The organism is Peptoclostridium sp. AF21-18 (assembly GCF_003478825.1).
Taxonomy (GTDB): domain Bacteria; phylum Bacillota; class Clostridia; order Peptostreptococcales; family Peptostreptococcaceae; genus Peptacetobacter.
In genome coordinates, this window is record NZ_QUGE01000003.1 from 106966 (window position 1) to 122957 (window position 15992).

Consider the following 15992-nt stretch of genomic DNA (forward strand, 5'->3'; position numbering starts at 1 on the left):
TTTTAGAGGAGGATATATTTTATGAACAAAGGATTTAAAAAATTTATGGCATTAGCTTTAGTTTCTGCTATGATGATCTCTACTGTTGCTTGTGGTAAAAAAGAAGCTACAGAAGAATCAAAAGAACCTGCAAAACAGGAAGCAAATGTAAACATGGAAAAACCAGAAGCGGTTTCAGAAGAAGATTGGGAAGCAATGAAAAAAGAACCAGCTTTCGGAACAGAATTAAACTACTTATTCAACGGTGGACAGTGTGTTTCTGCTAAATACTTAGCTGAACAGCTTGGATACTACAAAGAATACGGAATCAATGCTAAATACGTTCAGGGTAGTTCAGTTGTTGAAACTGTAGGTAATGGTAAAGCTTTATGGGGAACTGACCATATAGCAACTATGCTTGTACCAGTAACAAAAGGTGTTAATATGACATTCGTTGCAGGTGCACATATAGGATGTAAATCAATATTCGTACCAAAAGATAGTCCTATAAAATCAGTAGAAGATTTAAGAGGAAAAACTATAGCTATACACGATGGTATAGGTAACTCTGACCAGAATATAAGCTACCGTTTATTAGATGAATACGGAATAGACCCAACTAAAGATGTTAAATTCAAAAATATAGAAGATAGTGCAGCTACAGTTGCAGCTATGGAAAATGGAGAAGTTGATGCTTCTATATTCTCTGATTACTTTGTACTTTCAACATATAGAGATGATATGCGTATGATATGCTCTATAACTCACAGCCCTGAATTCCAGGATGAAGCTTGTTGTGTAACAGCAATGAACAATGACTTTATAAAAGATAACCCAGTTCATGCTAAATATGTTGTTAAAGCTATAAAACGTGCTGGTGAATTTGCTCGTTTACAGCCAAATGATGCAGTGCAGATAATGTACGATACAGATAAAATGACTGGTAAAGAAGAAGATCAGTTAGAATTCTGGAATACTTTACATTTCGGATTATCTGATGAATTCACAAAACAGGCTCTTGAAGAAATAGCTGAAGATTATTTAAGATTAGGAATAATAGAAGACAAAAACTTATCTGTTGAAGATGTAATGGCTAAAGCATGGAAAGATGTTTGCCCTGATTCAGAAATAGAAGGATTAACAGTTGGTGATCCAGTTAAACCTGAAAATGCTACAGTTACAATAAAACAGAGAGAAGAATAATATATAATTGATTAAAAAATCATTATAGAAACTATAGGGAGATATTATATCGGTACTTTATCGATATAAATCTCCCTTTTTTATTATTTTTATATTATAAAGATACAAATAAAAACTTTCGGAATAATGGCAAAATCTTTTTTTAAGAAAATTTATGATATACTAATAGAGTGTGAAAATTTCAAGTAAAGTAATAATAAAAATTGAAATAAAAATAAAAAAGGATATTAATGCGAGAGGTGAATTATGGACGGAAAAGGATTAAAGATTTCTGATATATTTCAGAGAACTAGAACTATAAAAAATAGGCTTATTTTGGATTCACTTATGGTCGGAATAATAACAGGTGTTGTTATAGTTGTTTATAGAATATTAGCATCAAAATTAGCTGTATTTTTTAATTATCTTTATGGATATGCGGATAAAAATATACTTATGATACCAGCGGTATTTATATTACTTGCGGCATCGGCTTTTGTAGTTGCAGAATTTGTAAAGAAAGAGCCTATGATTTCAGGAAGTGGTATACCACAGTTAGAGGGAATACTTTCAAGAAAATTAAGCATAAACCGGATGAAGGTATTATTTTATAAGTTTGTAGGGGGAGTAATCTGTTTAGGTGCAGGTCTTTCTGTGGGTAGAGAGGGCCCTTCTGTTCAGATGGGTGGATGTATAGGTGAAGAATTCTCTAAAAAAGGGAAGAAGCCAGACTATGAAGAAGTGTATCTAACTACTTGTGGAGCTAGTGCAGGCCTTTCAGCAGCATTTAATGCACCTATGTCTGGAGTTATGTTTGCACTTGAGGAGGCTCATAAAAACTTCTCGCCAATGATTTTATTGTCTGCTATGATTGCATCACTTACAGCCGATTGTGTTGCAAAACAGTTCTTTGGTATAATACCATCTTTAAAGTTTAATCAGTTAAATATAATGCCGATAAAATATTACTGGGTACTTATAATATTGGGGATAGCTGTTGGAATTAGCGGTGTTATATTCAATAGTGGAATACTAAAAACTCAAAAGATGTTTAAGGAAAGTAAATTAAATAGATATGTAAAAATAATGATACCATTTTTTATAACAGGTGTTATAGGAATGATTTCACCAATACTTATAGGTGGTGGACATGAGCTTATAATGGAGCTTCAAAGCACAGATTTTATGCTTATGACATTAATAGTATTTTTAGTAGTTAAATTTATTTTTACGTTTATATGTTTTGGATCAGGAGTGCCAGGAGGGATATTCTTCCCACTTTTAGTACTTGGTGCACTTGTAGGAAATATAGTTGGACTTATATCAATAAGATATCTTGGAATACCTAGTATATATATAATGAACTTTGTCGTACTAGCTATGGCAGGACATTTTGCTGCAATAGTAAAGGCACCTATAACAGGTATAATATTAATTTCAGAAATGACAGGATCTCTTGCTCATCTACTACCACTTGCAATAGTTAGTGTAGTTGCGCAGTTGACAGCAGATGTATTAAAAGGAGAGCCTATATATGAAAGCCTACTTGATAGACTTCTTGCTAGAGAACACAGTGCAAACGAATATAAAGGTGCGTCTAAACAGAAAACATTGCTTGAAGTTTCAATAGATATGGATTGTATGGCAGATGGTAAAAAGATAAAAGAGATAAAATGGCCGGAAACATCTTTAATAGTTGCTGTAAATAGGGGAGAAAAGGAAATAATTCCAAAAGGTGATTTAACGCTTATACATGGCGATTTAATAACTGTAATGACTTCTCAAGATAATTCTCCTTATGTACTAGAAGAGTTAAAAACAATATCAACTTTGACAACTGTCAATGAATAGATATAAAAATGAAAATATATGTTGATACTTACAATAGATAAGACTTTTGAGAAAGGAGGAGAAAAGTATGAATTTAGATAGTTTAAATGAAAACCAATTAAAGGCTGTAGAGCATATAGAGGGCCCTTGCATGGTTCTTGCAGGTCCTGGTTCTGGAAAGACTAGAGTTATAACATATAGAATTGCAAATATGGTTCTCAATAAAAATATTCCAGGAGCTAGAATTTTGGCGATAAGTTTTACAAAGGCTTCATCTATGGAAATGAAAAATAGATTAATGGCAATATCTAATGATGTTAGATTAGCAAAAGTTACATGTGGTACTTTCCACTCGGTATTCTTTAGGATGTTGAGATATTTTGAAAATCTGCAGCTAAAAAGTATAGTCGATGACAAAGAAAAAAGATATGCTATAAAGAATATAATAAAAAATCTTAAAATAGAAAATACTGATGACGATGATACAATTACTCAGATAATGACTGAGATTTCTTATATAAAAAATGAACTAATGAATCCTTCTGATTTTAATTCTGATGTACTCACAAGGGATGATTTTACAAGAGTATACTCTATGTATGAAGGTTATAAGGAAAATGTAAGAAAAATAGATTTTGATGATATGCTTATTAGAACATATTATATGCTTAAAGAATATCCAAATAGATTGGATTTTGTAAGAAATGTGTATAAATATATACTTATAGATGAGTTTCAGGATATAAATAGGGTACAATTTGAGATTATAAGAATGATTGCAAATCCTTTAAATAATATATTTGCTGTTGGAGATGAAGACCAGAGTATTTACGGATTTAGAGGTGCTAGACCAGATTTTCTTTTAGAATTTGAAAAGTACTTTGGAGGTACTGAGAAGATTTTTCTTGATGTAAATTATCGCTCTAAAAAAGAGATTATAGATATATCAAACAGCTTAATTAAAAACAACTTAAATAGATTTGAAAAAACTATAAAATGTGCATCTGGAGAGGGTGCATCTGTTAGGTATATAGAGCCTTATGACCCGGAAGAAGAGGCTACATTTATAGCTAAGGAAATACAGAAAAAAGTACAAGAAAACGACGATGAGTACAGTGAATATGCGGTCATATACAGGACTAATATTCAGTCGAGAGCTCTTGTAGACGTTTTTATGAATATGAGAATTCCATTTAGTGTAAAGGACTCTGTGGTAACTATATACAGTCATTGGGCAATTTGTGACATTATATCATATTTAAAATTGGCATTAGATCCTAATAGGAATATGGATTGGGAGAGAATAATAAATAGACCTCTTAGATATATTCCAAAAGTAGCTATATCAAAGGCGAAGGCGTCTAAAAACTTTATCGGATGCCTTATGTCTGAATGTGATTTAAAAAAGATACAGATTAGAACTTTAGAAGAACTAGATATAGATATGGGATATATAAAAACTTTGCAGCCTAAGTACGCAATATCATATATAAGGTCTACATTGGATTATGATAGATATATTCTGGATTATTGTCAAAATAGAAAAATTAAGCCAGCTGGAATTATAGAGATAATGAATGAATTTGAAAGCTCTGCTGTAAATTTCAAAACGATAAAAGAATTTTTAGATCATATTGAAATGATAAAGAAAAAGGCAGAAGAAAATACTCTAAATTCGCAGCAAGATGGAGTAATATTTACCACAATGCACAGTGCAAAAGGGCTTGAATTTGAAAATGTATATGTAATTGGAGCAAGTGAAGGAATTTCTCCGCATGAAAAGACATGTGATATTGAAGATGATGATAAAAAAGAATCTCAGATAGAGGAAGAAAGAAGACTTATGTATGTAGCGGTTACAAGAGCGAAGAATAATGTTTGTATAAGTTCTCCTAAAAATAGATACTCAAAAAAAATACAGGTATCTAGATTTGTAAAAGAGATGGAAGATACAAATAAAAGAGTAAAAATAAAGAAGTAAAAAAATTTTCAAAAAATTGTTGACAAAAAGAAATAGTAAAAGTATAATAATAATCAACAACTGAAAGACATATAAATCCAGTGACAAAGAGAGTAGCCTATAATGGATTTCCAGCGAGTCGGAGTTTGGTGTGAGTCCGATAATGAAGTATAGAGTGAAGAGAACTTTTGAGGAGAATTCCAGAAATAATAGTATGGAATTAGGTCGCCCGCCTTAAGGGTTTGAGAGGGTAGGTAGAAATACTTATCAATAAGAGTGGTAACGCGGTTAATTCGTCTCTTAGTCTTCGGACTAAGAGATTTTTTTATTCCTAAATTCGAAAGACTAAAAAGAATTCACTAATTACTACATAGTATTTAAACCTATCAATAAGAGTGGTAACGCGGTTAATTCGTCTCTTAGCTAAGTAAAATTAGCTAGGGGACTTTTTTATTACTCAAAACTGGACAGTTGTATCTGAACTACCAATTCAGATTGGCGACAAACTACCAAAATACCAAAAAAACTAAAAAACAAAAAAGGAAAAATTAAAAAAAGGAGTGGTTTCATATGAAAATGAAAAAATTAATCAGCTTAGGAATGGCAATGGTATTATCTTTAGGCTTAGTAGCCTGCAGTGGAGGAGAAGATAAAGAAGCTTCAACTTCATCAACATCAGACAAATTAGAACAGGTAAAAGAAAGTGGAAAATTAGTTGTAGGTATATACCCAGACTACCCACCATTTGAGTTCCACTCAACTGCTAGTGGTTCAGATCAGATAGCAGGAGTTGACAAAGATCTAGGAGAAGCAATAGCTAAAGAATTAGGTGTAGAGGCAGAATTCAAAGAAATAACATTTGATGGACTTATAGGAGCATTAAAAGCAGATAAAATTGATATCATACTTTCAGGAATGTCTCCAACACCAGAACGTGATAAAAGCGTAGACTTTACAGATTTATACTACACTGGTAAAAACATAGTAGCAGTTAAAGAAGGAGAAGAAGATAAAATAAAATCAGTAGATGAATTAAAAAATCTTAAGATAGCAGTTCAGAAAGGTTCAATACAGGAAGCATATGTAACAAAACTTGGATGTACTTCTATAAAATCTCTTGAAGCTATACCAGATGTTATGACAGAACTTAAAAATGGAAATGTAGATGCAGTAGTAGTAAACGATACAGTTGGTATATTAAACATGCAGGAAATGGGTGGACTTGTTCAGGCTAACTTAGAACTTCCAGCAGGAGATTCTGAAGAAGGTATGGCAGCAGCTGTAAAACAGGACGACAACAACAAAGCTTTCTTAGAAGCAGTAAATAAAGCAGTAAGTAACTTCAAAACTAATGAGTTTGAAAAATCATTAAAAGAAAATACAGATTTAGCAACACAGGAAAATAAATAGTAATATACAAAAGCTGATTTTAAATAATGACTAAAATAAAAAATAATAAAAAATTTATAACATGAAGGAGAGTAATTAAAATGAAAATGAAAAAATTAGTAAGTTTAGGAATGGCAATGGTATTATCTTTAGGTTTAGTAGCTTGTGGCAACGGAGGAGGAGAAGAATCTTCTGAAGCAGCAGATAAACTAGACGCAGTAAAAGAAAGTGGTAAATTAGTAGTAGCTATGTCAGCTGACTATCCACCATTTGAATTCCATTCAACAAAAGACGGAGCAGATAAAATAGCAGGTGTTGATGCAGATTTAGCAAATGCAGTAGCTAAAGAAATCGGAGTAGACGTAGAATTCAAAGAAATGACATTTGATGGATTAGTAGGAGCTTTAAAAGCAGACAAAGTTGATATGGTTATATCAGGAATGTCTCCATCTCCAGAAAGAAAGAAAAATGTAGATTTCTCAGATGTATACTACACTGGTAAAAACGTACTTATAGTAAGAGAAGGTGAAGAAGATAAAATAACTTCTGAAGATCAGGTTAAATCAATGAAAGTTGCAGCTCAGAAAGGTTCAATACAGGAAACATACGCTAATAAAATAGGATGTACTGGATTAAAATCTCTTGAATCAGTGCCAGATTTAATGATGGAACTTAAAAATGGAAATGTAGATGCAGTAATAGTTAATGATACAGTTGGTTTAATAAACATAAATCAGATAGATGGTATAGCATTATCTAGCTTCAATTTACCAGAAGGTGATGCAGAAGAAAGTATGGCTATAGCAGTTAAAAAAGGAAACAACACAGCATACTTAGAAGCAATAAACAAAGCAGTAAAAGATTTCGTAGCTAACGATCTTCAGAAATCATTAGAAGACAATTCAGCTTTAGCTGCTCAGGAATAATAAGAAACAAATACGATAAAGAATAAGAATTCTTTTGTAAGGGGATAGGAGAGATATAACATGAGTTTTGATTTTGTAGGACCATATTTACCAACCTTTATAAAATCAACATTAACAACTATAGAAATATCATTTATAGCATTATTCTTTGGTTTTATAATAGGGCTTATACTTTGCTTAGCTAAAATGTCAAAAAATGGCATATTCAAAGCATTATCAACAATATATATAGAAGTAATTCGTGATACACCACTTTTAGTACAGTTATCAATCATATATTACGGACTTCCACAGGTTGGAATTAATTTCCCAAGTTTATTTGGAATACCAAGTGACTTTATAGCAGGTGCTTTTGCATTATCTATAAACTCTGGTGCATACGTAGCAGAGATAATGAGATCTGGAATACAGTCAGTAGATAAAGGTCAGATGGAAGCAAGTAGATCACTAGGGCTTAGCTACTGGGCAACTATGAAACACGTAATAGTTCCTCAGGCAGTTAAAAACATACTTCCATCATTAGCGAATGAATTTGTTTCATTAGTAAAAGAATCAGCAATACTATCATTCATAGGAGTAATCGACATAATGTTTACTGCTAATACAGTTAAAAATGCTACATACGATAGTTTTGGCCCATATCTATTCGCAGCGGCAATCTACTTCGTATTAACATTTACTCTATCAAAACTAGTTGGTCTTCTTGAAAAGAAGATGGCTGCATCAAATTAATTATAGATAAAGGAAAGTGAGAATTATGATTACGATAAAAGATTTACATAAATCTTTTGGTGACCACGAGGTACTAAAAGGTATAGATTTAGAAATTGAAAAAGGTGAAATACTAGTTATAATAGGTCCATCTGGATCTGGTAAAAGTACAATATTAAGATGTATGAACCTTTTAGAAACTCCTACATCAGGGGATATAATATTTGAAGGAAAAAGCTTAGTAGATAAAAATACAAATATAGATGAAGTAAGACAGAACATAGGAATGGTGTTCCAGCACTTCAATCTTTTCCCACACAAAACAATATTAGAAAATGTAACTTTAGCTCCTATAACTCTTAAAAAGATGAGTAAAGAAGAGGCTGAAAAGAAAGCTGAAACTCTTTTAAAAAGAGTTGGACTTTACGACAAAAAAGATACTTATCCAGCACAGTTATCAGGTGGTCAGAAACAGAGAATTGCTATAGCAAGAGCACTTGCTATGGAACCAGATATGATGTTATTTGACGAACCTACATCAGCACTTGACCCAGAAATGGTTAAAGAAGTTCTTGAAGTTATAAAAGAACTAGCACAGGATGGTATGACAATGGCAATAGTAACTCACGAAATGGGATTTGCTAAAGAAGTAGCGGATAGAGTTATATTTGTAGATGAAGGAAAAATAATAGAAGATAATACTCCAGAAGAGGTATTTAATAACCCAACACATGAAAGAACAAAAGAGTTCTTTGCAAAAGTATTATCTTAATGATCAGTTAATTACTCTCTTGAGTTAATTATATAAAATCAGCTAGGAGGACAGTATCAAAGATACTGCCCTTCTTTTTGTATATATCAGAATGAAAGAACTAAAAAATTCTTAAATGTATTAAAAAATAGAGATGAATTAATATAATTAAAAATTTAAAAATAGGCATGAAAAAAGAAGCTCGGGGTAAGCTTCTTTTTTCTTGTGTGAAAACTTCCGTAATTTTCACACTAAATTCAATAAACATAAAATATATCCCTTTGAAAGGGTACTGGGAATAGATATATTAACTAACTGGGGTTACCAGGGGGATAACCTTAATTAAATTTTAACAAAAAATCATTAAAAAATCAATGAATATTTATTATAAAGTTAAATAAATATAAATTTGTCAATTAGAGTAAGAAAAATTTAATATTGTATTTATCTATAGATGATAAAATACAAATAGTATATTTGTATAATAATGTATACAAGATTAACGTTTTCTTGTAAAGAATTTAAAATTTATATCTAAATGTTGAAATTTAAACAAATTTAGTATGAAAAATTTAAAAAGGTATAGGTTGTAACAAGAAAATTATCTATAATAAAATATTATTATATACGTTTTAAAAGATATAAAAATACCTGTAATTATGTTAAAAAAATAACTCTTTTAAAAATGAATTTAATAAGAAGAAATTTAATTGCATTAAAAATAAAATTCAAATAAGAAAGTGATAAATATTATAATCGTATATTTTTAAAAGTAAAAATATGCTATAATAAAATGATATACGTTTTAAATACTTTTTAAGCGAGGAAAGGTGTTATCAATGGGAATATATTTAGATAATAGTGCGACTACAAAACCATATCAGGAAGTAGTTGATAGTATGGTTAAAGCACTTACAGAAGACTATGAAAACCCATCTGCAGCGCACAGAATGGGTATGAAAATAGAAAAGAATATAAAAGATATAAGAAGAAATATCGCTAAGACTCTTGGAGCTAAGGAAAAAGAGATTGTGTTTACTTCTGGTGGAACAGAATGCAACAATATGATTATCAGAAGTTGTGCAAATCTCAATAAGCAGAGAGGAAGACATATAATATCTACTTCTATAGAGCATCCATCAGTTTTAAACACTTTAGAGGATTTAGAAAAGGATGGATTTGATGTTACATATCTACCTGTAGATTCTGAAGGAAAGATAAGTATAGAGGATGTAGAGAAGAGTTTAAGAGAAGATACTATTTTAGTCAGTGTTATGTTTGTAAATAACGAGGTTGGAAGTATTCAGCCGATAAAGGAAATAGGCAACTTACTAAAAAATAGAAAGAATAAAGTATTTTTCCATGTAGATGCTGTTCAGGGATATGGAAAGGTAGAATTTAGACCATCTAGGTACAATATAGATTTTATGAGTGTCAGTGCCCATAAAATACATGGTCCAAAGGGAATAGGATTTATGTATATGAAGGATGGAAATAATTTTAAGCCACTTGTAACTGGTGGAGGTCAGGAAAGTAATTTAAGATCTGGAACAGAAAATGTGCCTGGAATATACGGCATGGGAGCTGCAGTATCAAAATTATTCTCTGATTTAAATGGATCTATAGAAAAAATGAATTCGTTGAAGAATCTTTTAAAAGAAGAGATATTAAAAAATATAGAGGGTGTTAAGATAAATTCTCCAGAAGATGGAGTTTGTCATATATTAAATGTATCTTTTGAAGATGTAAGAGGAGAAGTGCTTTTACATTATCTTGAACAGAAGGAAGTATATGTTTCTACAGGTTCTGCTTGCTCATCAAAGAAAAAGGGAAGTCATGTGCTAAATGCTATGGGACTTACACCAGATGAGATAGAAGGAGCAATAAGATTTAGTTTATCTGATATGAATACAGAAGAAGAAATAGTTAAGGCTGTAGAGATATTAAGGGATTCTGTTGAAGATTTAAGAAAGATAATCAGAATAAGAAAATAATTAAAATACAAAGGTTAGAGAGAATATAAAAAATAATTGAAAAGAGGTGCCGATTTGTACAATATATTAATAGTTAAATACGGAGAAATAGGAGTAAAAGGAAAAAATAGATACCTTTTCGAAAATAAGCTTATAAAAAATATAAAAAATATGCTTAAACCACTAGGTGAATACAATGTTTACAAAGAATATGGAAGAATATACGTTGATGTAAATGACGACAATTATGAAGAAGTAATGGAAGAAGTTAGAAAAGTTTTTGGTATAGTAGGAGTTTGTCCAGGAGTAAAAGCTGAAAAAGACTACGATGTACTAAAAGCTACAGCTTTAAAATTAATCGAACAGAAGATAGAAGAAGGTGCTAAGACTTTCAAAGTTGAATCAAGAAGAGGAGATAAATCTCTTCCACTTACATCTCAGGAAATGAGTATAGATATCGGAGGATATATACTTTCTAATGTTAAGGACAGAATAAAAGTTGATGTTAGAAATCCAGAAGTTAAGGTTAGATGTGAATACAGAGAGTTAAATACAATGGTTTATACAGACTCTGTACCAGGTTATGGTGGATTACCAATGGGAACTGCTGGTAAAGCTATGTCACTTCTTTCAGGAGGGATAGACAGCCCAGTAGCTACTTGGATGGTTGCTAAGAGAGGTATGGATATAGAATGTATACACTTCCACACATACCCATTCACTAGTGAAAGATCTAGAGAAAAAGTTTTAGACTTAGCTAGAACTCTTTCAAGATACTGTGGACCAATAAAAGTACATTGTTGCAATATACTTGAAATAGAAAAAGAAATAACTGAAAAATTAAATAGAGAAGAGACTACTATACATTCAAGAAGATTTATGATGATGATAACTCAGAGATTAGCAGAGCAGAGACATTGTCAAGCTATAGTTACAGGTGAAAGTATAGGACAGGTTGCATCTCAGACTATATATGGATTAACTTGTACTAATGCAGTTTGTAGTTTACCAGTGTTTAGACCACTTATAGCTATGGATAAATCAGATATAATAGATATAGCTCAGGAAATAGGGACTTATGATATATCAATAGTTCCAGAAGAGGATTGCTGTAGTGTATTTGCTCCTAAGAAACCTATAACAAAACCTAAATTAGAAAGAATAGAAAAATCAGAAGAAAAATTAGATATAGAAGCACTTATAGAAGGTGCTATGGCAACTATTGAAACAATAGTTTGTGAAGTAGAATAATATAAAAATAAAAGACTCATCGTCCAAAATTAATTGGATTGATGAGTCTTTTTGTAATTATTTAAAAGAAACTAAATCTTTAACTTCTAATCTTTCTGGAGCAGCTTTAGCTTCACCATCTCTGTATCCAACAGCTATAAGTGCCATTACATTTTCTTCTTCTGGAATTTCGCATATTTCTTTAACTTTTTTATCGTCAAATATTCCAAGAACAACACTTCCAACACCTTCATTATAAGCAGATAAGCAGAATGTCTGACAAGCTATACCTGCATCAAATACTTCCCAACGGTCTTCTTTAGAAGTAGAGAAGCTACCATCTTCTTCGTATCCGCTTTTTTTACCTACAGCAGTAAGTACTACTAGAGCAGGAGCTCTTTTTATTGTTTTCTCGTTAAATACAAAGTTCATAACAGCTTCTTCAGCTACTTTAGTTTTTATATCAGTATCTTCTATTATATGATATCTTGCAGTCTGAGAATTTTTCCATGATGGAGCAAATCTAGCTAATTCAATTATTTTTTCAAAAGTTTCATGAGAAATCTTTTCTTCAGTAAATTTTCTGACACTTCTTCTTTCTTTTACACAGTTTTCAAAGTTCATATAAATATCCCCTCTCTATTTTAAATATATAATTGTTTACTTCTAATTATAATTATATTATAAATTTCTGATAAAAACTATTATTATAGATATAAAAAATCCCCAACCAAAAGTAGATTGGGGATTAAAATTAATCAAATTTGTTGTATACTTCGACACCATATTTTTCTATGATATCTTTAGCTCTTTTTACATCTTCATCCTCAGCCTGAGGAACTCCCTCAAGAGGATATTTTAGTCCAAGTTCTTCCCATTTGTGAACACCTAAAGTGTGATAAGGAAGGATTTCAAAACGGTCTACATTGTGTAGAGTAGATACAAATTCACCCATTTTGTTTAGGTTTTCTTCTGAATCTGTAACCCCTGGAACAAGAACATGTCTTATCCAAACAGGGATGTTTTTTTCATCAAGATATCTAGCAAATTCTATAGCTGAATTTATATCGATTCCAGCAAGTGATTTTGCATCTTCAGGAATCATATGTTTTAGATCTAAAAGAACTGTGTCAGTTAGTTCTAGTATATGTGCTATATCAGTTGCTTTAGTGCATCCTGATGTATCTAAACAAGTATTTAATCCATTTTTCTTTGCTTCTTTAAAGAGCTCATATAGGAATTCAGGCTGTGCAGTAGCTTCACCACCAGAGGCAGTAAGTCCACCACCAGAAAACTCCATATATGTTTTATATTTTAAAGCATCTTGAACAACTTCTTCGGCTGTCTTTTCAGTACCGCCATTTTTATTCCATGTATCTCTATTGTGGCAGTATTTACATCTTAAAGGGCAGCCCTGTAAAAATACTATATATCTTATTCCGGGACCGTCTACGGTCCCGAAAGTTTCTATTGAATGTATTCTTCCTTTTACCATTTAAACCAAGCCTTTCTGCCAATCAGAAAGGATAAGTTACTTCTGATTAAGCCATTTTGTTGTGGAATGTTCTGTTTATAACGTCTAACTGCTGTTCTCTAGTTAATTTTATGAAGTTAACTGCGTATCCAGAAACCCTAACTGTTAACTGTGGGTATTTTTCTGGGTGTTCCATAGCATCTTCAAGAGTAGCTCTATCAAATACGTTAACATTTAGGTGATGAGCTTTCTGAGCAAAGTATCCATCTAACATAGCTGAAAGGTTAGTTACTCTTTCATCCATGTCTTTACCTAAAGATTTTGGTACTATTGAGAATGTATTTGATATACCATCCTGAGAGTATTCGTATGGAAGTTTAGCAACTGAAGCTAGAGAAGCTAAAGCACCGCTGTTATCTCTTCCGTGCATTGGGTTAGCACCTGGAGCAAATGGTTCACCAGCTCTTCTTCCGTCTGGAGTGTTACCAGTTTTCTTACCGTAAACAACGTTTGAAGTTATTGTTAATATTGACTGAGTTGGGTAAGAGTTTCTGTAAGTTTTGTTTTTCTTTATTTTTTCCATTACGTCTTTAACTATGAATACAGCTATTTCATCGGCTCTATCATCGTTGTTTCCGTATTTTGGATAATCTCCTTCAACTTCGAAGTCAACAGCTATTCCTTCTTCATTTCTTATAGTTTTAACTTTAGCGTATTTTATAGCTGATAATGAGTCAACACAAACTGATAAACCAGCCATACCACAAGCCATAGTTCTAAATACATCTCTATCATGAAGAGCCATTTCTAATGCTTCATAAGAGTATTTATCATGCATGTAATGTATAACATTTAATGTATTTACATATAATTTTGCTAACCAATCAGTGAATAAGTCGAATTTTGACATTACTTCATCGTAATCTAAGTATTCAGAAGTTATTGGTTCGAATTTAGGTCCTACCTGAGCACCTGATTTTTCATCAACCCCACCGTTTATAGAGTAAAGTAGAGTTTTAGCTACGTTAACTCTTGCTCCGAAGAACTGCATCTGTTTACCTATTCTCATTGCAGATACACAACAAGCTATACCGTAGTCATCTCCCCAGTATTCTCTCATTAAGTCATCATTTTCGTACTGTATTGAACTAGTGTCTATAGATACTTTTGAGCAGAAATCTTTGAATCCCTGAGGAAGTCTAGTAGACCAAAGTACTGTTAAGTTTGGTTCTGGTGATGGTCCAAGAGTGTAAAGAGTGTTAAGAACTCTGAATGAGTTTTTAGTTACTAATGTTCTACCATCTATTCCCATACCACCTATTGATTCAGTTACCCAAGTTGGGTCTCCTGAGAATAATTCATTGTATTCTGGAGTTCTAAGGAATCTAACCATTCTTAATTTCATAACAAAGTGGTCCATTAATTCCTGTATTTCTTCTTCTGTTATTGTTCCAGCTTTTAAATCTCTTTCAAAGTATATGTCAAGGAAAGTAGAAGTTCTACCTAATGACATTGCAGCACCGTTCTGATCTTTAACTGCTGCAAGATATCCGAAGTATAACCACTGAACAGCTTCTTTTGAGTTTTCAGCTGGTCTAGATATATCAAATCCGTAGCTTTCACCCATTCTTTTTAATGCTTCTAAAGCGTTTATCTGTTCAGATATTTCTTCTCTTAATCTTATTGTATCTTCATCTATTGTTGATAGCTCTAAAGAATTTTTCTGAGCCATTTTGTCTTCTATTAATTTGTCTACACCATAAAGAGCAACTCTTCTGTAGTCTCCTATTATTCTACCTCTTCCGTAAGCATCTGGAAGACCAGTTATTATACCAGATTTTCTGCATGCTCTCATTTCTTTAGTATAAGCATCGAAAACACCCTGGTTGTGAGTTTTTCTATATTTAGTGAATATTTTAGATACTTCTGGATCTAATTCATATCCATAAGCTTTACAAGAATTTTCTACCATTCTTATACCACCGTAAGGCATTATAGCTCTTTTTAAAGGAGCATCTGTCTGAAGCCCTACTATCTGTTCTAACTCTTTGTCTATGTATCCTGGTTTGTAAGCATCTATTGCTGTTATAGTTGTAGTGTCAACATCAAGAGTTCCACCATTAGCTATTTCTTTTTTACAAAGATCAGCAACTTCATCCCATAATTTTTTAGTTCTTTCTGATTCTCCTGCTAAGAAAGAAGCATCTCCTTCATAAGGAGTGTAGTTTAACTGGATAAAATCTCTAACGTCTATTTCTTTATTCCAGTTTCCAGTTTTAAAACCATTCCAAGCTGTAGTCATTTGGTTACCTCCATAATAAAAAAATTATATAAAAAATAAAATAATCTGCAATTGTTATATTACCATAAATTTTACATATTGTATACACGAAAATACAAATATTTTTATATATTTTTTGAAAAATGTTTACATCGTATATAGAAAAAAGTGATACATATAGTAAAAACATGTATAATTTCAGAAAACTCTGATTTTGATTATAAAAAAATATATAAGTATAAAAATAAAATTATCTGCATAAAATATGATTTTTATTTAGTAATAATAACATTGCTTATGATATAC

General features: G+C 31.6%; 12 protein-coding genes and 1 other annotated feature. Of the genes, 9 read left to right on the forward strand and 3 right to left on the reverse strand.

The annotated features are described in order from the left end of the window. The first annotated feature begins 21 nt into the window (after nucleotides 1-21). From DWX74_RS02820 to thiI, 9 genes are all read left to right on the forward strand, one after another. Complete coding sequence (locus tag DWX74_RS02820) at nucleotides 22-1182, forward strand: ABC transporter substrate-binding protein (RefSeq protein ID WP_118548621.1); 1161 nt, start codon at nucleotides 22-24, stop codon at nucleotides 1180-1182. 246 nt (nucleotides 1183-1428) lie between these two features. After that, the gene (locus DWX74_RS02825; protein ID WP_118548622.1) at nucleotides 1429-3012 is read left to right on the forward strand and encodes a ClC family H(+)/Cl(-) exchange transporter; all 1584 of its coding nucleotides are present in this window, start codon (nucleotides 1429-1431) and stop codon (nucleotides 3010-3012) included. A 67-nt stretch (nucleotides 3013-3079) separates the two neighbouring features. Next, nucleotides 3080-4972 carry an ATP-dependent helicase gene (locus DWX74_RS02830; RefSeq protein WP_118548623.1) on the forward strand — a complete coding sequence of 631 codons (1893 nt, stop codon included), beginning with the start codon at nucleotides 3080-3082 and terminating at the stop codon, nucleotides 4970-4972. 71 nt (nucleotides 4973-5043) lie between these two features. Next, nucleotides 5044-5255 (forward strand) — a binding site (T-box leader). Between the two features lie 266 nt (nucleotides 5256-5521). Further along, nucleotides 5522-6361 (forward strand): transporter substrate-binding domain-containing protein, encoded by an 840-nt coding sequence (locus DWX74_RS02835; RefSeq protein ID WP_118548624.1) that lies wholly within the window; start codon nucleotides 5522-5524, stop codon nucleotides 6359-6361. A gap of 80 nt (nucleotides 6362-6441) precedes the next feature. Beyond that, the gene (locus DWX74_RS02840; RefSeq protein WP_118548625.1) at nucleotides 6442-7266 is read left to right on the forward strand and encodes a transporter substrate-binding domain-containing protein; all 825 of its coding nucleotides are present in this window, start codon (nucleotides 6442-6444) and stop codon (nucleotides 7264-7266) included. A gap of 60 nt (nucleotides 7267-7326) precedes the next feature. Next, nucleotides 7327-7998, forward strand: a complete 672-nt coding sequence (locus DWX74_RS02845) for an amino acid ABC transporter permease (RefSeq protein WP_118548626.1) — start codon at nucleotides 7327-7329, stop codon at nucleotides 7996-7998. A 25-nt stretch (nucleotides 7999-8023) separates the two neighbouring features. Continuing rightward, the gene (locus DWX74_RS02850) at nucleotides 8024-8749 is read left to right on the forward strand and encodes an amino acid ABC transporter ATP-binding protein (protein ID WP_118548627.1); all 726 of its coding nucleotides are present in this window, start codon (nucleotides 8024-8026) and stop codon (nucleotides 8747-8749) included. Between the two features lie 818 nt (nucleotides 8750-9567). Beyond that, on the forward strand, nucleotides 9568-10722 hold the full coding sequence (locus DWX74_RS02855; RefSeq protein ID WP_118548628.1) for a cysteine desulfurase family protein: 1155 nt from the start codon (nucleotides 9568-9570) through the stop codon (nucleotides 10720-10722). A 54-nt stretch (nucleotides 10723-10776) separates the two neighbouring features. Continuing rightward, on the forward strand, nucleotides 10777-11952 hold the full coding sequence (thiI, locus tag DWX74_RS02860) for a tRNA uracil 4-sulfurtransferase ThiI (RefSeq protein ID WP_118548629.1): 1176 nt from the start codon (nucleotides 10777-10779) through the stop codon (nucleotides 11950-11952). Between the two features lie 57 nt (nucleotides 11953-12009). On the opposite strand, the gene DWX74_RS02865 is transcribed toward thiI, so the two are convergent. From DWX74_RS02865 to pflB, 3 genes are all read right to left on the reverse strand, one after another. Continuing rightward, nucleotides 12010-12555, reverse strand: coding sequence for a nitroreductase family protein (locus DWX74_RS02865; RefSeq protein WP_006440713.1), 546 nt, complete (start codon nucleotides 12553-12555; stop codon nucleotides 12010-12012). A 130-nt stretch (nucleotides 12556-12685) separates the two neighbouring features. Beyond that, nucleotides 12686-13426 (reverse strand): pyruvate formate-lyase-activating protein, encoded by a 741-nt coding sequence (gene pflA / locus DWX74_RS02870; RefSeq protein ID WP_118548630.1) that lies wholly within the window; start codon nucleotides 13424-13426, stop codon nucleotides 12686-12688. Between the two features lie 46 nt (nucleotides 13427-13472). Beyond that, a complete protein-coding gene (pflB, locus tag DWX74_RS02875; protein ID WP_118548631.1) occupies nucleotides 13473-15707 on the reverse strand; it encodes a formate C-acetyltransferase in 2235 nt (744 codons plus the stop codon). Between the last annotated feature and the right edge of the window lie 285 nt (nucleotides 15708-15992).